The 17,710-nt window shown below is 56.8% G+C and carries 18 protein-coding genes and 1 pseudogene; 13 read left to right on the top strand and 6 right to left on the bottom strand.

Features of this window, described 5'->3' with window-relative positions; genetic code table 11:
• From B2W96_RS00885 to B2W96_RS00835, 11 genes and pseudogenes are all read left to right on the top strand, one after another.
• Positions 1-371, top strand: a pseudogene (locus tag B2W96_RS00885) (primosomal protein N'); the annotation flags it as partial.
• 28 nt (positions 372-399) lie between these two features.
• On the top strand, positions 400-924 hold the full coding sequence (gene def / locus B2W96_RS00880) for a peptide deformylase (RefSeq protein ID WP_293007605.1): 525 nt from the start codon (positions 400-402) through the stop codon (positions 922-924).
• Between the two features lie 5 nt (positions 925-929).
• Positions 930-1,847, top strand: coding sequence for a methionyl-tRNA formyltransferase (gene fmt, locus B2W96_RS00875; protein ID WP_293007603.1), 918 nt, complete (start codon positions 930-932; stop codon positions 1,845-1,847).
• A 13-nt stretch (positions 1,848-1,860) separates the two neighbouring features.
• Entirely contained in the window at positions 1,861-2,586 is a 726-nt protein-coding gene (locus B2W96_RS00870; protein WP_293007601.1) for a zinc metallopeptidase, read from the top strand.
• Positions 2,583-3,920: a 16S rRNA (cytosine(967)-C(5))-methyltransferase RsmB gene (gene rsmB / locus B2W96_RS00865; protein WP_293007599.1), complete on the top strand. Its 1,338-nt coding sequence runs from the start codon at positions 2,583-2,585 to the stop codon at positions 3,918-3,920. Before B2W96_RS00870 ends, rsmB begins: the two co-directional genes overlap by 4 nt.
• Positions 3,917-4,948, top strand: coding sequence for a 23S rRNA (adenine(2503)-C(2))-methyltransferase RlmN (gene rlmN / locus B2W96_RS00860; protein ID WP_293007597.1), 1,032 nt, complete (start codon positions 3,917-3,919; stop codon positions 4,946-4,948). The genes rsmB and rlmN overlap by 4 nt, the downstream gene beginning before the upstream one ends.
• A 5-nt stretch (positions 4,949-4,953) precedes the next feature.
• The gene (locus B2W96_RS00855; RefSeq protein WP_293007607.1) at positions 4,954-5,709 is read left to right on the top strand and encodes a Stp1/IreP family PP2C-type Ser/Thr phosphatase; all 756 of its coding nucleotides are present in this window, start codon (positions 4,954-4,956) and stop codon (positions 5,707-5,709) included.
• A gap of 1 nt (position 5,710) precedes the next feature.
• Positions 5,711-7,732: a Stk1 family PASTA domain-containing Ser/Thr kinase gene (pknB, locus tag B2W96_RS00850; protein ID WP_293007595.1), complete on the top strand. Its 2,022-nt coding sequence runs from the start codon at positions 5,711-5,713 to the stop codon at positions 7,730-7,732.
• The gene (gene rsgA, locus B2W96_RS00845; protein ID WP_293007593.1) at positions 7,725-8,612 is read left to right on the top strand and encodes a ribosome small subunit-dependent GTPase A; all 888 of its coding nucleotides are present in this window, start codon (positions 7,725-7,727) and stop codon (positions 8,610-8,612) included. Before pknB ends, rsgA begins: the two co-directional genes overlap by 8 nt.
• 143 nt (positions 8,613-8,755) lie before the next feature.
• Positions 8,756-8,917: a hypothetical protein gene (locus B2W96_RS00840; RefSeq protein WP_293007591.1), complete on the top strand. Its 162-nt coding sequence runs from the start codon at positions 8,756-8,758 to the stop codon at positions 8,915-8,917.
• 168 nt (positions 8,918-9,085) lie between these two features.
• Positions 9,086-10,621 carry a DUF3794 and LysM peptidoglycan-binding domain-containing protein gene (locus B2W96_RS00835; protein WP_293007589.1) on the top strand — a complete coding sequence of 512 codons (1,536 nt, stop codon included), beginning with the start codon at positions 9,086-9,088 and terminating at the stop codon, positions 10,619-10,621.
• 221 nt (positions 10,622-10,842) lie between these two features.
• On the opposite strand, the gene B2W96_RS00830 is transcribed toward B2W96_RS00835, so the two are convergent.
• The 3 genes from B2W96_RS00830 to B2W96_RS00820 all read right to left on the bottom strand — a co-directional run bounded on the left by B2W96_RS00830 (position 10,843) and on the right by B2W96_RS00820 (position 13,312).
• Positions 10,843-11,601, bottom strand: a complete 759-nt coding sequence (locus tag B2W96_RS00830; RefSeq protein ID WP_293007588.1) for an amino acid ABC transporter ATP-binding protein — start codon at positions 11,599-11,601, stop codon at positions 10,843-10,845.
• Positions 11,602-11,615: 14 nt separating this feature from the next.
• Positions 11,616-12,347, bottom strand: a complete 732-nt coding sequence (locus tag B2W96_RS00825) for an amino acid ABC transporter permease (protein WP_293007586.1) — start codon at positions 12,345-12,347, stop codon at positions 11,616-11,618.
• 74 nt (positions 12,348-12,421) lie between these two features.
• Positions 12,422-13,312 carry an amino acid ABC transporter substrate-binding protein gene (locus B2W96_RS00820; RefSeq protein ID WP_293007584.1) on the bottom strand — a complete coding sequence of 297 codons (891 nt, stop codon included), beginning with the start codon at positions 13,310-13,312 and terminating at the stop codon, positions 12,422-12,424.
• A gap of 211 nt (positions 13,313-13,523) precedes the next feature.
• Here B2W96_RS00820 and spoIVA point away from each other — a divergent pair, with 211 nt between their 5' ends.
• Positions 13,524-14,999 (top strand): stage IV sporulation protein A, encoded by a 1,476-nt coding sequence (gene spoIVA / locus B2W96_RS00815; protein WP_293007582.1) that lies wholly within the window; start codon positions 13,524-13,526, stop codon positions 14,997-14,999.
• Positions 15,000-15,067: 68 nt separating this feature from the next.
• Here the strand turns inward: spoIVA and B2W96_RS00810 are convergent, their stop codons facing one another.
• Both B2W96_RS00810 and B2W96_RS00805 read right to left on the bottom strand, forming a co-directional pair.
• Positions 15,068-15,586, bottom strand: coding sequence for an STM3941 family protein (locus B2W96_RS00810; protein ID WP_293007580.1), 519 nt, complete (start codon positions 15,584-15,586; stop codon positions 15,068-15,070).
• Positions 15,587-15,671: 85 nt separating this feature from the next.
• On the bottom strand, positions 15,672-16,190 hold the full coding sequence (locus B2W96_RS00805) for a methylated-DNA--[protein]-cysteine S-methyltransferase (RefSeq protein ID WP_293007578.1): 519 nt from the start codon (positions 16,188-16,190) through the stop codon (positions 15,672-15,674).
• A gap of 145 nt (positions 16,191-16,335) precedes the next feature.
• Between B2W96_RS00805 and B2W96_RS00800 the strand changes: the two genes are divergently transcribed.
• The gene (locus tag B2W96_RS00800; protein ID WP_293007577.1) at positions 16,336-17,106 is read left to right on the top strand and encodes a type III pantothenate kinase; all 771 of its coding nucleotides are present in this window, start codon (positions 16,336-16,338) and stop codon (positions 17,104-17,106) included.
• Between the two features lie 272 nt (positions 17,107-17,378).
• Here the strand turns inward: B2W96_RS00800 and B2W96_RS00795 are convergent, their stop codons facing one another.
• Complete coding sequence (locus B2W96_RS00795; RefSeq protein ID WP_293007575.1) at positions 17,379-17,630, bottom strand: hypothetical protein; 252 nt, start codon at positions 17,628-17,630, stop codon at positions 17,379-17,381.
• Positions 17,631-17,710 lie beyond the last annotated feature (80 nt).

Below are 17,710 nucleotides of genomic sequence, written 5' to 3'. Positions count from 1 at the left end.
ATTACGAGCGGTTTTACGACAGTGAAATTGCTTTGCGGCGTATCCGACGCTATCCGCCCTTTGCGGACCTCTTTACCCTCACCGTCTCCGGCGGAGACGAAGGCGCGGTGTTCCGCGCGGCGATGGCCCTGCGGGACGAGCTGGTGACACTGATGGCAGACACAGCGGTGCAGGAAACCGAGCCGGAGATGATTGGTCCCGCGCCCGCGCCCGTGCTGAAGGTGAACAACCGGTTTCGCTACCGGGTGTTTCTCTCCGGCAAAAATGACAAACCAACCCGGGACCGAGTGGCATGGCTGCTGCGCGAGTTTGGAAAGCGGCGGGAAAACCGGGGCCTGAACCTGTTTGCAGACTGCAACGCAATGGATTGATTGCGATTTTCGATTGGAGGACAACGCAATGGCTTTGAGAAGAATTATAGAGGCGGGGGACGATTCCCTGCTGAAGAAGAGCCGCCCCGTGACAGAATTTAACGGGCGCCTGCGCCAACTGCTGGACGACATGGCGGAGACGCTGACCGACGCCAGAGGGGCGGGCCTTGCCGCACCGCAGGTGGGCGTTTTGCGGCGGGTATGCCTGGTGCTGGATGAGGATTCCGAGGAGTATATCGAGCTGATTAACCCGGAAATCATTTTTCAGGAGGGGGAACAGACGGGCCTTGAAGGCTGCCTGAGCCTGCCGGGAAAATGGGGCGTGGTCACCCGGCCCGACCATGTGCGGGTCCGGGCGCAGGACCGGGAGGGAAATTGGTTTGAGGTGGAGGGCGAGGGCCTGACCGCACGAGCCTTTTGCCATGAGATTGAGCATTTGGACGGACACCTGTTCTCTGAGTACGTGGACCATTTTCTGACTGACGAGGAGTTGTCGGAATATCTGGAGGCCGAGGGGGCTGAAGAGGACGAGAACGCGGAACCGGAGGCGTAACGCTGATGCGCGTATTGTTTATGGGAACTCCCGAATTTGCCGTGGCTTCTTTAAGAAGATTGGCGGAGGACGGACATGAGATTTGTGGGGTCGTCACGCAGCCGGACAAGCCTAAAAATCGTGGTATGAAGCTTATACCAACCCCTGTCAAGGAATATGCCATGACGCTTGGACTTGACGTGTTTCAGCCGCAGAAGGCCCGGGACGGCGAGGCAATGGACCTTGTGCGTCGACTTGCGCCGGAGTTGATTGTGGCAGCGGCCTACGGCAAGATTTTGCCGGAGGAGCTTTTAAACTATCCGAAATACGGCTCCATCAATGTCCACTCGTCCCTGCTGCCCAAATACCGGGGCGCGGCCCCCATCAACTGGGCGATTTTAAACGGAGACGAGGAAACGGGCGTATCTATTATGTATATGGTGGACAAGCTGGACGCAGGGGATGTGATCTCCAAAGTCAAAACGCCCATCGGACCGGACGAGGACGCGCAATCCCTGACCGCCCGGCTGGCAGAGCTTGGGGCAGAGGCTTTAAGCGGAGCGATTGCGGCGATTGAATCCGGGACTGTGGTTCGCATCGCTCAGGGCGAGGACGAGGCCACCTATGCGCCCATGCTATCTCGAGACCTGTCGTCCATTGACTGGACGAAGAGCGCCCACGCCATCAACTGCCAGATTCGCGGTCTGATTCCCTGGCCCGCGGCCTCCGCCGTGGTGGACGGACGGGCGATGAAGGTTTTTAAATCTCAGGAGACTGGGGAGGAAACCTCCGCCGAACCGGGAACGGTGCTTTCAGCGGATAAGAGAGGGATTGCAGTTGTCTGTGGAGATGGCAAGGTCCTTTGCTTGACGGAAATACAGGCCGATGGGGGAAAGCGGATGCCCGTCGCCGATTATCTGCGGGGCCACCCTATCCAACTTTGAAACGAGGAATTTGATGCAAAACGAATATGCTTATTTCTTTGCGAACAATCTATACTGGGTCCTGCTGATTCCGGTATTTCTGCTGTCCTTGTACGCGCAGGCGCAGGTTTCCGGCAGCTTTAACCGTTACAGCAAAGAAACCAACCGCCGCCGAATGACCGGAGCGCAAGCCGCCGATGCGGTGCTGCGGGCCCATGGGGTCACTGGAGTGACAATTCATCCCACCCAAGGACGGCTTACCGATCACTATGACCCCCGGTCCAACGCAATCTATCTGTCTGAGGACGTGTACGGCGCGGCCACGGTGGCGGCGGTGGGCGTGGCCTGCCACGAAGCGGGGCACGCGGTGCAGTACGCCGTGGGGTACGCCCCAGTTCGGCTGCGCAATCTCATCATTCCCGCAACCAGCTTTGGTTCCCGGTTTTCCTTTATCCTGCTGCTGATCGGAATGCTGATGTACAGCCAGTCTTTATTTTTGGCGGGCATTATTTTGTTCGGAATCACCACATTCTTTCAGCTTGTGACGCTGCCGGTGGAGTTTAACGCCTCCGCCCGAGCCATTGAAACCATTGAGAATGAGGGTTTGTTGGCGGAAGAGGAGATTGGAGGCGCGAAAAAGGTTCTGCGGGCGGCTGCGCTGACGTATGTGGCGGCGCTTTTGACCAGCCTTTTGCAGCTTATGCGGTTCGTGGCCATTTTTGCGGCCCGGGGCGGCAACCGACGGGGAGGCCGCAGATGAGCGCCCGGGATACCGCCCTGCGGGTGCTGGGCGCCGTCTCGTCCAATGCCGCATGGGCGGACGCCTCCTTAAAGGCCCAGCTCCGGAGAGACGGACTGACCGACGCGGAAGCCGCGCTGGCCACCCGCATGGTCTACGGCGTTTTGCAAAACCGCGCCCTGCTGGATTTTTATCTGGGGGCTTACTGCTCCCAGAAGGTGAGCCATTTACAGATACCGCTTGCGGACATTCTGCGGCTGGGTGCGTATCAGATTCTGTTTTTAGACAAGGTGCCGGACCGGGCGGCGGTGAACGAGGCCGTGGAGTTGGCGAAGAAAAACAAAAGGGGTGCGGCCTCCGGACTGGTGAACGCCGTTTTGCGGAAGGTTTCCTTGAACAGGGACAAGCTCCCGGCCATTCCCGAAAGGGACGAGGCGCAGTACCTTTCTATTAAGTACAGTCATCCCAAGTGGCTGGTAAAGCGGCTTTTGGCGCTGCTGGGTCGGGAGGAAACGGAGGCTTTCCTTGCTGCCGATAACGGTGTTGCACCCCTGACGGTGCAGGTAAACACGCTGAAAACCACGGCGGAAGAGCTGGCTATAAGGCTCACGGCAGCGGGAGTGGGAATCACTCCGCACGCATGGGTTCCGGATTGTCTGGAGCTATCCTCTCCCGGCGATTTGACTGCGCTGGAGGCGTTTGGACAGGGCGAGTTTTTCGTGCAGGATCCTGCCGCCAAACTGGTGGGTTTGGTTGCCGCGCCCGAAAAGGGACAGCGGGTCATCGACGTGTGCGCCGCTCCGGGCGGAAAGTCCTTTGGTGCGGCTGTGCTGATGGGAGATGGGGGCGAGATTTTATCCTGTGACCTCCACGAAAAAAAGCTGATCCGCATTCAAGAGGGCGCTGCGCGGCTGGGAATTACATCTATCCAAACTTTTGCTGCCGACGGGACGGTTTTCCGCCCCGAGTGGGCAGACAGCGCCGATGTGGTGCTGGTGGACGCACCCTGCTCCGGTCTTGGTATTATTCGGAAAAAGCCGGACGTTCGGTATAAATCCCCCGACGACCTGTTTACACTTACCGTAGCGCAGTCCGCGCTTTTAGAAAACGCGGCGCGGTATGTGAAGCCCGGCGGTACACTGATCTACTCCACCTGTACCGTGCTTCCGGAGGAAAACGGCCAGATTGTAGATGGATTTCTCGCCGCCCACCCGGAATTTTCCCGGGAAAGCTTTACGCTGCCCCAGCCTATCGGGACGCAGCCGGGAGAGCTGACCCTCTGGCCCCATCGCCATGGGACCGATGGATTCTACATCTGCCGCCTGCGGCGCGCTGAAGGGGAAGTCCCACAATGATTGACTTAAAATCCCAGACGCCGGAGGAAATGACCCGTACCCTGAAGGACATGGGAGAGCCTTCCTTTCGCGGAAAGCAGGTGTTCTCCTGGCTCCATGGAGGCGCGACTTCCTTTGATGAGATGACAAACCTGCCAAAGTCTCTCCGGGAAAAGTTGGAGCGTACATGTATACTCACGCCGCCTGTGGCCGTGCGCAAGCAGGTTTCCAAGCTGGACGGCACCGTGAAATACCTTTGGGAGCTAAGCGACGGGAACTGCATCGAATCCGTCTTCATGCGCTATCACCACGGGAATACCGTCTGCATCTCCTCTCAGGTGGGCTGTTTGATGGGCTGTGCATTCTGCGCATCAACTGTGGCGGGAAAGGTCAGAAACCTGACGCCGGGGGAGCTACTGGATCAGGTGATTTTCACCCAGAAGGACGCCGGTCTGCCGATTTCCAATATCGTTTTGATGGGGATTGGGGAGCCGCTGGACAATCTTGATAACGTGCTGCGGTTTTTGGAGTTGGTGAACTGCCCAGAGGGGTTGAACATCGGCATGCGGCATATTTCCCTGTCTACTTGCGGCATCATTCCCGGCATCGAGCGCCTTGCCGAATTGAGCCTTCAGCTTACGCTGTCCGTCTCCCTCCACGCGCCGGATGGGGAAACCCGCTCTAAAATCATGCCGGTGAACCGGGCCTATCCCGTAGAGGAGCTGTTTGCCGCATGCCATCGTTACTTTCAAAAAACAGGGCGGCGCATTTCTTTTGAGTACGCCATGATTGACGGCGTGAACGATGGTGACTGGCAGGCGGACCTCATTGCCCAAAAGCTAAGAGGGATGCCGGGGCATGTGAATCTCATTCCGCTGAACGACGTGGTGGAAAGCCCGTTCAAGCCGTCCAAACGGACGGCGGCGTTTCAAAAACGGCTGGAGTCCCATGGCGTGACCGCTACGGTGCGGCGGAGCTTGGGCGGGGATATCGACGCCTCCTGCGGTCAGCTCCGTCGGAAGGCCATGGAAGAGAGGAAAGGAGTGTGACCGACATGCAGGTTTGGGGCATTACGGATGTGGGTTTGGTCCGTAAGGACAATCAGGACGCTTTTGCCGTGCGGGAGCGCACGGACAGCGGACACACCGTCTGCGTGGTATGCGACGGCATGGGCGGCACCGCCGGCGGCCGTCTGGCAAGCCATATCGCGGTGGATACCTATATGCGGGAGGTGCGGCGCGTTCTGCGCCCGGAGATGACGCCGGGTCAGCTCCGGGAGGCGTCATCCTTTGCGGTGTCTCTTGCAAACAAGGCAGTCTGGGAAGCGGCGCGGCAGAGCGAGGAATTTCAGAACATGGGAACCACGCTGGTGGCCGCCGTGGGCTATGGCGGCGGCGCTGTGGTGAGCAACGTGGGCGACAGCCGCGCGTATCATATTACAAAAGAGTGCATCCAGCGGATTACCCGGGACCACTCATTGGTGGAGAGCATGGTGGAGCGGGGGGACATTACCGCCGAGGAGGCCCGCCGCCATCCAAACCGTAATCTGATTACCCGGGCGCTGGGGCCGGATGAGCTGATCGAGTGCGACGGCTACATATGTCCTATGGAGCCGGGGGAAATCATTTTGCTGTGCAGCGACGGGCTGGTAGACACCGTGTCGGATCAGGAAATGCTGGACGAGGTGAACCGCGCCAAGACGGGAGAGGACTGCCTTTCAAGGCTTCTGGATCTTTCTAAGGAGCGCGGCGCAAAGGACAATGTAACCGCTGTGCTGATGCGCGAAACAGACGGAAAGGGGGGTGTGTGACATGGTGGATTCTTATATCGGGAAAATGCTGGACAACCGCTATGAAATTCTGGAGCGAATTGGGACCGGCGGCATGGCCGTGGTATACAAAGCCAAATGCCACCGCCTGAACCGGCTGGTGGCCGTGAAGATTCTCAAGAGCGATTTGGCGCAGGATGAGGAGTTTCGCCGCCGGTTCCACGCGGAGTCCAAGGCTGTTGCCATGCTGTCTCATCCCAATATCGTTTCGGTGTATGACGTGTCCCAAAGCGCGGAGGTGGAATACATCGTCATGGAGCTGATTGACGGCATTACTCTCAAGCAGTACATGGAGAAGCGGGAAAAACTGGACTGGCGAGAGTCTTTGCACTTTATCACCCAGATTATGCGGGGCCTTTCCCATGCTCACAGCCGGGGGATTGTCCACCGGGACATCAAGCCCCAGAACATCATGGTTCTGCGGGACGGCAGCGTGAAGGTGGCCGATTTCGGCATTGCCTGCCTTGAAAACTCTGCCCAGACCCTGACGCAGGAGGCCCTTGGCTCCGTCCACTATATCTCTCCGGAGCAGGCCCGGGGCGACCGGACCGACGCACGCTCTGACATTTATTCCGCCGGTGTGGTGCTTTATGAGATGCTCACCTGCCGCCTGCCTTTTGAGGGTGATTCCGCCGTGTCGGTGGCCATTCAGCATCTCAGCTCCATTCCGCTGGCGCCCCGGGAGATTGACGCTGGTATTCCCGAGCCGCTGGAGCTGATCTGCATGAAGGCTATGGCCCCAGACCGGGACCGGCGGTATGACTCTGCCGAGGCCATGATTCTGGATCTGGACGCCTTCCGTAAAAATCCCGGCGTGGATTTGGACATTGATCCCAAGGACCTTCGCCCGGAGGAGCCTGACGAGCCAACCCGCCCGCTGCGCACCGGCGCTGTGATGGCTGCCGCCGCGCAGCACCATGCCGCTAGGGAGCTTTCCCGTGAGCGGGAAACCGGACGGGAATATGGGCGGGGCCGCGACCGGAAGTATAACTCGGATTACGACCGGGACCCGCCCCGAAAGTCCGAAGGAGAGCTGTCCCCGAACAAACGCACGGCCATGATTACCGGCGTGGTGATTGTGGCGCTGGTGGCGGTGTTTTTCGTGGCCAGGGCCGTGTTCGGTTCCATGGATGCGGGAGACAATTATCTCGTTCCCAATGTGCTGGGACTGACGGTGGATGAGGCCAATGCGCTTCCCGAGGTTGACGGAATTTTTACAATCAATGTGGTGAGCAGGGTTTACGACGACGCACCCGTGGATGTGATCCTCAAGCAGGACCCGTCGGAGAACATGCCCAAAAAGACCAACCTTGTCATTGATGTCACCGTCAGTGCCGGGGAGAGGACCGATACCATGCCGGACGGCCTGATTGGAAAGAATATTCAAGTTGCAAAGGTGGATATGAAAACACTCATCGCCGATTTGAAGCTGGAGATTCAAACTGTCGAGGAGAGCAGCGACGACGTGACGGCTGACGCCATCATTCGCACAGACCCGGAGGCGGGGGCTACCCTGAAAAAGGGCGACACCGTAATACTGTACGTCAGCACGGGGCCGGAGAAAATTCCGGTGGATGTGCTGCCCCTGACCGCGCTTCCCGTTGATAAGGCGAAGGAGCTGGCCAGAAGCCTTGGCCTGGAGGTAGAGGTAAAAGATGTGGAGAGCAACGAGGCCGTCGGGATGGTGGTGGCGCAGGACCCCGCCGGAAACACGAAGGCCAACAAGGGCGACAAAATTATCCTCTCCGTCAGCAAGGGTCCTGCGGGTACGAATACCCCCTCGGAAAATTTGATTCTCCAGTCGGCCACTTTCTCGCTGCCGCAGGATGGGCGGGAAACCGTTCATATGGTGGTGCTGCTGGATGGACAGTCACAGTTTGACGGCAATGTGAATTGCAGTGACGGAACCGCGACCGTGGACCTGTATGGCACGGGCACCGGTACGGTGCAGGTGTATTACGACGGAACGCTGTTTGAAACGCGCACGGTAAGCTTTGATGCGTGAGGGCCGGATTCAAAAGGCCCTCAGCGGGTTTTACTACGTGGAGTGCGACGGGGAGCTTTTCTGCTGCCGCGCCAGAGGAAAATTTCGCAAAGAGGGCGTTTCTCCCCTGGTGGGGGACCGGGTGGAAATCCGGGAGCTTGGCGGCGGCGAAGGCTATGTAGAGGCCATAAAGCCCCGAAAGAATACCTTTCGCCGCCCTTCCGTGGCAAATGTGGACCAGATTGTGATCATTGCCTCGGAGGCCCTTCCAAAAACCGACCCTTATCTCATCGATCGGCTCTCCGCCATCGCGGCGCTGAAGGACTGCGGCGTAGTGGTGGTGCTGAACAAGTGCGATTTGAACAGTGCCGACGGTTTGTATGAGATTTACCGCGCCGCAGGCTTTCCCACGGTCCGCGTCAGCGCGGAAACGGGGGAGGGGCTGGAGGAACTGAAGCCGTTAATAGCTGGAAAGCTATCTGCCTTTACAGGAAATTCCGGCGTGGGAAAGTCCAGCATTTTAAATGCGCTGGACCCAGAGTTTGGGTTACAGGTGGGAGAAATCAGCGTGGCCCTCGGCCGCGGACGGCACACCACCCGCCATGTGGAGCTTTTTCACCTGTCCTGCGGCGCAGAGGTGGTGGATTCCCCGGGCTTTGCGTCCTTTGATTCCGAAGAACTGGATTTGGAGCTGAAACACCGCCTTCCCGAGACTTTTCCGGACTTTGCGCCGTATGTGGAAGGCTGCCGGTTTGTGGGGTGCAGCCATACAAAGGAAAAAGGCTGCGCGGTGCTGGAGGCCCTTATGGACGGAAAACTTCAAAAGAGCCGCCACGACAGCTATCTCCGGCTTTACGAGGAGTTGAAGCCCCTCAAGGAATGGACGGAGCAGAAGAAATAAAAAAGTGTGGATACCGTAAATACGGTATCCGCATTTTTTTATTTCCCCTTTTTCGCATAGAGATTTCCCCGCTTTGGAACTTTGTTCCGCACGCTTTTTCCTTTCCGGGTATATACTGGAGTACGAGAGGAGGTGCGGCGGATATGTGGTGTGGCCGTGGAGGAGGAGGAGGCTGCTGGCTGGGCGTATGTGCGGTGTCGCTGGGGCTGGGTATTTTAATTGCGGCGATTTTTCCTACGGGCTTTCTGCTGTTTATCGTCGCACTGCTCCTGATCGCCTGCGGGAGCGCCTGTCTTCGGCGCTGAGATGAGTTTGATTTGGAAAAGGAGTGCGTGTATATGAAAATCGTCGTCTGGAAGTCGCCGAAAGCGCTGTGCGGCCTGCTGCGCAGGTTGTTCGGGATCAAGGAATAACCCTCATCCTCCCGGCATAGGATAGGCCAGAATCACAATGGCCGGGAAAGGATGGTCTGAATGGAACTGGATTTAAAAAAAGCCCGCTTCGACGCCTATGACGTGGGCGGGGAGCTTGTGCTGACGCAGGAGGAAACGGCGGAGACAATTGTGCCGGATTACTGCCCCGACATTGCCCGCATCATCGACACGGAGGGAAAAATCTATCTCCACAGCCGGGAGCTGAGGGACGGAAAGGCGGAAATTTCCGGCACCGTGCGGATAACGGTGCTCTATACCCCAGATGGGGAGAGCGGCGTGCGCACGCTGGATTTTGCTATGCCTTTTTCCGCCGAGTCGGATGCCAAGGCCATGCCGGAGTGTGTGCTTTTGGCAGCGGACACAGAGCCTGAGCTGCTGGAAACCCGTGCGCTGAACCCCCGTAAGGTGTTTACCCGCTGTCGGCTTGTTAGCCGCCTTACCGGATATCGCCGGGCGGAGACGGAATTTTGCACCGACGCGGAGGCAGACGCAGCCCTGTGCGTTGAAAAGCGGCGGGAGGTGCAGCATACCACCGCACTGACACATATCGCAGAAAAAGATTTTACATTCTCCGACGAGCTGGACCTGTCCCCGGGCAGGGAGGGCGCTGCGGAAATCCTGTCCAGTCGCGTCTCCGTTTGTGTGACGGAGACGAAGGTGGTGGGGAGTAAGCTGATTTTGAAGGGAATCTTCACAGTTTGTCTCCTGTACCGCTCCTTGGAGGGAAAATGCTGCTCCACCTCCGGTGAGCTGCCGTTTTCTCAGATTATGGAGGTGGACGGCGCGGCCGAGGGCTGTGTGGCCGCGGTCAGTGTTCAGCTCACCGGCACAGATATTCAGGTGGACGGAGACCACGACAACCGGAAGATTGCCGTCACGCTGTATCTCCACGCCACAGCCCTGCTGCGCCAGGAGCAGGACGTGACGCTGCTGTGCGATTTGTACAGCACGGCCTATGATTTGAGCTACGAGGCCCAGCCTTTGCAGCTATGCGACTTTGCGGAAACCCTAACCCGCCGTCAAACAGTGCGGGAGGTACTGGAAATCGGCGTGGTGGCGGATTCCATTCTGACGCTTTCCGCCTCTCCCAGCGCCGTATCCGTCAGCCGTGAGGGCGGCGGCAGTACCTTGCGTACCGCCGTGGCTGTTCGGGCGTTGTATCTGGACGAGGGCGGCGCGGCGCTAATGGCGGAGCGGAGCATCGAGGTAAGCTGTCAGATGGATTTGCCGGAGGACTGCCGGGTAACCGCTCACGCCATTTGCCCCGAGGAGGTTCAGGGAAGTCTGGGGGACCGGGGGATTGAGGTACGGTTCTCGGTGGAGTTTCGGGCGGAGGCAGTCTCTCGGAAAAAGAGAGTCTGTGTGTCTTCCGCAAAAATCAGCAGCGAAGCGCCAAAGGACCTTTCCGGCGCTCCCTCTCTCGTTCTGCGCTGCAAAAACAGGCAGGAGACACTTTGGGACCTTGCCAAGCGGTACAACACTACCGTAACCACAATCCTCTCTGCAAACGATTTGGAGGACGAGGGGGATGTGTCGGAGGAAAAGCTGCTGCTGATTCCCCGGAAGCGGGCATAAGTGCCGAAGAAACGGCGTCCTTCTGAATTTAACATATAAAATCGGCGCGGCCTATGGCCGCGCCGATTTTAATCGTCCTTATGCCGCTGCATTCTGCCGGCCTCTGTGTTCCATAAGTTCAGGACAAGAATCCATGGTCGAAATATATCCCGAAACAAACAAATCTAAATTTAGATTGCCGCCGGAGGCGACAAGATGCTGCAAAGAGCGGCCTCGTTGTCTCAACTCGAAAACCGGGCCAGAAACTGCTTCGTCCGCTCTTTCTTTGGTGTACCAAGCACCTCTTGGGGCGCGCCCTGCTCCACAATGACACCACCATCCATGAAAATCACCCGGTCCGCAACATCCCGGGCAAAGGCCATTTCGTGGGTCACAATCACCATAGTCATTTTTTCCTGTGCGAGCTGGCGGATGACCTTTAAAATTTCGCCGGTCAGCTCTGGGTCCAGTGCCGAGGTGGGCTCGTCAAAAAACAGAATTTCCGGCTGCATGGCCAGCGCTCTGGCAATAGCCACCCTCTGCTGCTGTCCGCCGGAAAGCTGGCAGGGATAGCATCCCGCTTTGTCAGAAAGGCCCATTTTTTTCAGCAGCTCCAATGCCTCGCTCTCCACCTCCGTCCGGTGCCTACCCGCCACGCTGACAGGCGCGTCCATCAGGTTTTTCAAAACTGTATAATGGGGAAAGAGATTGAAATTCTGAAAAACCAGCCCAAAGCAGCGCCGTATCTTTTTCAGATCTCCGGCATAAACCGTTCTGCCACGCGCATCGTTCCATGCGGCTTTGTTCCCGGAATAGGACAGCTCGCCGCCGTCCATCTCCGTCAACAATGTGGCGCAGCGCAGCAGGGTGGACTTTCCGGAGCCGGAGGGACCGATGATGGCCACCACCTCGCCCTTGTCCACGCTCACGGTAATGTCCCGAAGCACCTCCGCAGTCCCGTCAAAGGACTTGCGGACGCCGTTCAACTCCATCACTTTCATCCTCGGACACCTCCTCAGCTATAATAGCTCATACGTTTTTCAATACGTTCCATCCCCCAAGCCACCACACTGTTAAACAAAAAGTAGAACGCTCCCGCAATAAATAGAGGGAGGACGGTGGTGTTGGCGGCGGAAATCTGCTTTGCAACGTTGAACAGCTCCTGATATGCGATGACGAAGGCCAGAGACGTATCCTTCACCAGCGTAATTACTTCATTGGTGACGGCAGGGAGGACCCGCTTTACCATCTGGGGCAGAATAATCTTAAAAAAAGTCTGTCTCCGGCCATAGCCCAACACCTGCGCGGCCTCATACTGCCCCTGTGGGATGGACTGAATGCCGGAGCGATAAATTTCCGCGAAGTAGGCAGCGTAGTTGATGGAAAACGCAATGACCGCCGCCAGCAATCGAGAATAGCCCGATAGACTGATGCCGAAAACGTAGTAGGGTCCGAAATACACCACCATCATCTGAAGCATCAGTGGCGTGCCCCGGAGGACGGAGATAAAAAACCGCACCAACGCCTGCACGGGCTTGAATTCCCGCAGTGCCGACACTGCTTTCCCCGGTTTCTTCCCGACCATTTCTCCTTTTGCGCCAAGACGGCGCAGAGGCGCCCAGGCGGACATCCGCCCCAGCGCCACCAGAAGCCCCAAAGGCATGGAAAACACCAGCGTCAGCACAAAAAGCTGCACGGCTGCCCACAGGCCCGTCAGCAGTTGCTGGAGTACATTTGCCAAAACCATTCCAAATTCTCCTTGCTCTTCAATTGCCGGTGAGGGCGGCGGGGTTTCCCGCCGCCCTCACGGAAGCAGTCTGCTTATTCGCCGTAGCAGAGCATATCAGCTAGCTCCGGCGCATCGTAGGTTGTGGCGGCTGTGGTGGCAATTTTCTGGAAGGTTCCGTCGGCCCACATGTCATCCAGCGTGTCCTTTACCTGATCGGCCAGCTCCGTGTTGCCCTTTTTGAAGCCGATGCCGTACTGCTCGGTGGACAGGGGCTTTTCCAGCATCACAAACTTGTCGGAGCCACGGGTTTTCAACTGGAAGTTGGCCACGCCGATGTCCACCGCAATGGCGTCGTTTGCGCCGGATTCCAGATTCATAAAGGCGGTATTGTAGTCGGGGACCTCGTCCAGCGCAGAGAAGGAGGCGGCCAGAACAAGATTTTCGTCGTTGCTGCCGTCGCCGGGGTCGTCAGTCAGCGCCGTGAGGGCGGAGGAGCCGGACTGGGTCACCACCGGTTTTCCGGCAAGCTGCGCCGCGTCCGTAATCCCGCTGTCAGACCGCACCACAAACATAATGGAGTTATTTACGTAGGGGCCTACCCATGTATAGTTTTCCTCGCGGCCGGTCATGGTGAAGCCGTTCCAGATGCAGTCGATATTCCCCGCATCCAGTTCCATGTCCTTGGAGGTCCAGTCGATGGGCTGGCGAATCAGCTCCCAGCCGTTGCGGTCGCAGACCTCCTGCGCCAAATCCAGATCAAAGCCCACGTAGCTTCCGTCGTCGGCAATAAAGCCGTAAGGGGGATACTCCGCGTCGAAGCCGACGGTAAAGGTGGTGCGTGCCGCGCTGCCGGACGCGGCCTCCGGGGAAGACGACGCGGAGCCGGGCGTTTCGCTGCCTGCGGGCGCGGTGCCGCCACAGGCGGCAAGAGAACCGACAATTGCCGCCATGGCAAGCAGAGCCAGAACCTTTTTCATTTTCATTACAATTCCTCCATTTTTAGGGCGCCGCCCTATTGATTTAGTTAATTATCAATTTAGCATGATAATACACAACTGTAAATATGCGATATCCAAAAAGAATCCGCAAAAAAGCGACGGGCTTTTGTGCAATTTTCGGTGGCTCCTGCCTGTCATACTTGTCAGGCTTTCCACATAGAGTGGAAGCAGGATTGCAAGAAGGACGGGGGATGCTATGAATACGACCATCTATCAGAATATCGCCACCCGGACCGCCGGTGACATCTACATCGGTGTGGTAGGCCCGGTACGCACGGGAAAATCTACATTTATCAAACGGTTTATGGAGACGCAGGTGATCCCCAACATTGAAAACGTCTACCGCCGTGAGCGGGCCAGAGACGAGCTGCCCCAGAGCGGCTCGGGACGGACCATCATGACGGCGGAGCCAAAGTTTGTGCCGGAGGAGGCCGTTCAGATTCAACTGTCCGACGGGGCGGCGTTTTCCGTGCGGCTGATTGACTGCGTGGGGTATATGGTTCGGGGCGCCATCGGGTCCACGGAAGACGACCAGCCCCGCATGGTAACGACTCCTTGGTACGACCATGAGATTCCTATGATGGAGGCGGCGGAGCTTGGCACCCGCAGAGTGATTGCGGAGCACTCCACCATCGGCATCGTCATCACCACCGATGGGTCCATCTCAGAGATTCCCAGAGAGGATTATCTGGAAGCGGAGGAGCGGGTGATCCGGGAGCTTCAGGAGCTGGGAAAGCCATTTATCGTCCTGCTGAACTCCGACTCGCCCAAATCCGAGCGGGTACAGGCGATGGCGAAGGACATTGCCGCCCACTACGACGTAAACTGTATGCCGGTGAACTGTTTGGAACTGGACGAGGCGGCGGTGGCGGATGTATTGAAGGCTGTGCTGTACGAGTTCCCCATGCAGGAGCTGGATGTGTTCCTTCCCGCGTGGGTGGACGCCCTTCCGGCGGACCACCCCATCAAGGCCGGACTGTACGGCTCTGTGCGGGAAGGGACCATGGGGCTGCGCCACATCCGGGAGGTTGACGGGGTGATCGCGCAGCTTGGAAAGAGCGAGAACATCAGCTCCGCCAAACTTACTGGCATCGACCTTGGAACCGGCGTTGCCTCATCGGTACTGCTTCTGCCGCAGGAGCTGTTTTATCGGACGCTGTCGGAGCAGTCCGGCTTCTCCGTGGCGGACGACGGGGACTTGATGAGCCTGCTGACCCGGCTTGCCACTGTGAAGACAGAGTATGACAAGGTGGCGGGCGCGCTGAACGATGTGCGGGAAAACGGATACGGCATTGTGGTTCCCGGTCTTGACGAGCTGAAGCTGGAAGAGCCGGAAATCATGAAGCAGGGGGGACGGTACGGCGTCCGCCTGAAGGCCAGCGCCCCCAGCATCCACATGATTCGCGCCGACATCGAGACGGCGGTCAGTCCCATCGTGGGGAACGAAAAGCAGTCGGAGGATATGGTGAATTACCTGTTACAGGAGTTTGAGGGAGACACCAGCAAAATCTGGCAGTCTAATATCTTTGGCCGCAGCTTCCACGAGCTGGTGAGCGAGGACCTGCAAAATAAGCTCCAGCGGATGCCCGACGACGCACGGAAAAAGCTTCAGGAGACGCTGACCCGCATCATCAACGAGGGCAGCGGCGGGCTGATCTGCATTATTCTCTAATAGAAAAAGGCAGTGGGAAGCACTTTGTGCTTCCCACTGCTTGTATGTATGGGTCACTAACGGCTATTTTACTGCGCCGCCAGGTGCCGTCTCTGGAGCTCTCCAATCAGGTCCTGCGGAGAGACAGCGCTGGGGCTCAACGAGATAGAAATAGGCTGATGCCCCAACTTGAGGTTCCACCGCGCTAACCATTTTTTCACATCGCTAAGCTTTTCAATATAAGCTTCCTGATTTTTTAATAAAACTTCAATAAATACATTGTCCATCATACTGTCAAGATAAATATATTCGATATCGCACCAAGGAATAAATCCGAAGGAAATGATAGTGCTGTTTTCTAAAATACCATCTGCAGTGACCGTAAGATGGGGCTTTCCTGACAGCGCCTTTTTAATAATAAAAATATTGCAAAAAGTATAAAGGAGAATACTAAAAGCTGCAAAAACTTTTAACACAATCTGCAGCAGAGGGCTTTCCATCAAATCTGCGAACAGTAGAAACACACTAAGCAAGGTCATTCCCAATATGATGCATATGACCAGGAAAACGCCTTTTCCTGACTGCTTAACAACAATGGTTTCATCCATTCTCTCCGCGTCCTTTCCAATAAAAAAATGCAGTACTCTGCTTCAATTTGCAAATTATTTGTAAAGTATATTTGCTTTACCTGCATTATTTCCCTTTGGGAAGGTGAAATTTTTCCAAATCCACGCCCTCTAGCTCCAGCAGGTGCATTTTGTTAGCAAGTCCCCCGGCGTAGCCAGTGAGAGAACCGTCGCCGCCAACCACCCGGTGGCAGGGGATCAGAATGGAAACGGGGTTATGCCCTACCGCACCGCCCACGGACCGGGCCGACGCGGCTGTTCCCTGTGCTTGCAGACGCTGGGCCAGCGCGCCGTAGGTGACGGTTTCGCCCCGGGGAATCTCCAGCAGCAGTTTCCATACTTCCCGGCGAAATGCGCTGCCTTGGGGAGCCAGCGGCGGAAGAGCGTCGGGAATCTGGCCTGAAAAATAGACCTCCAGCCAGTCCCGCGTTTGATTAAAAATCGGAAGTGCAGCGGTTTCTTCGTGCCCCGTAAGAGTGGAGCCGAAATATTTCTGCCCTTCCAACCAAAGCCCGGTCAGCGCCGTGCCGTCCGACGCAAGGCATAGGGGACCCAAAGGGGAGGAAAGCTTGCAAATTGTATCCATAGGCAAAATTCCTTTCAAATTCCGAAAATGGTTGAAGGCAACATCTGTTCGACTAATAAAATCATTATAGCAGAGTGCAGTTCCGCTTGCAAGAGTTGTCCGGACGTGATACCATAAAAGCATCAGACAGGGGAGGGATTGCGACATGCTTCTGGCCATCGACGTGGGAAATTCCAATATGTCCGTGGGGCTGTTCGGCCCAGACAGGGAGCTGAAGTTCCTGGCCGCGCTGGATACGGACATCCGCAGAACGGCGGATCAGTTCAGCATTGACTTGATGAATTTATTTGCGCTGTATCATTACGATCTGAAGAACGTCAGCGGAGCCATTGTGTGCAGCGTGGTTCCGCCGCTGAATTTCATGCTGGAAAAGGCGGTGGGCCGTCTTCTGGGAAAGCCGCCCATGGTGGTGGGGCCCGGGGTGAAAACGGGCCTGAACATCCGCATGGACTTTCAGACCCAGATGGGGGCCGACATTGTGGCGGACGCGGTGGCGGCTCTTGAGAAATTTGCCGCACCCATTGTCACCATCGACATGGGTACCGCCATCACCATCGGAGTCATCTCCCACGACCGCACCTATGAGGGTGGGCTTTTACTGCCGGGGGTCAACGTCTCGCTGGAGGCTTTGAGCCGCCGGGCGGCGCAGCTTCCCGCCATTTCCCTCCAGCACCCCAAGTCTCTCATCGGCAAAAACACAGAGGACTGCATGCGCGCCGGCATCATCTACGGAACTGCCGGGATGCTGGACGGCGTGTTGGACCGCATCCGGGACGAGTTTCGAGGGAAAACCGTCAGCGTGGTGGCCACGGGAGGAAGCGCGCCCATCATCGTGAAGTACTGCCGGAACGAGATTATCTACGACAAGTACCTTTTGATGGACGGGCTGTGGGCCATCTACCAGAAAAACCGATAAGAGATACGAAAATCAGACTTGCAATTGGGGCTGCGATATCCATTTTTATGGCTGGATTTATTGGTATGTTTCTGGGGCATACAGGTTTTATTTGGTTCATAGCTTCTGCCATGACTTTTTGGATTGTCTATGAGTTGGAAGCTATCCACAAGCATAAGTAAGATGGCGGCAATGTCCATAGGGAGTAGCGCCGTAAAAAGCAGCCCGCAAGGGTTAAAATAAAACAGAGAGGGCCTTTCGGCCCTCTCTTCTATATAGAGAAAAAAGTACGCTCAGTTTCCACAGTGCCGCGCAACACAGGTGGCGGAAATCTGCGGGGGAAGACTCATCGTCATGGCTCCGCTGTAACGGATGCACACACATTCACCGCAGGAGAAGCAGCATGCATTGTTTGCATGAACAACAACCTCTTGGTTTGTAGCGCAGTCGCAAACCAGTAGCTGGCAGCGCTCGGCGCGAAGAATACGCGCGATCATCACGGTATCCATAACGGTATCATTATTGCGACAAGTTTCAAGTTCCAAAATAATTACCTCCAATACACAGGCCGCAATCTATCATATTCAAAGCAAACGACTTCCGTGCATTGTACCGCCGGTTGGAA

Origin of the sequence: Oscillibacter sp. UBA6647, from assembly GCA_002455655.1 — a bacterium.
Taxonomy (GTDB): Bacteria; Bacillota; Clostridia; order Oscillospirales; family Oscillospiraceae; genus Oscillibacter.
This window is presented reverse-complemented; position numbering and strand designations above follow the sequence as displayed.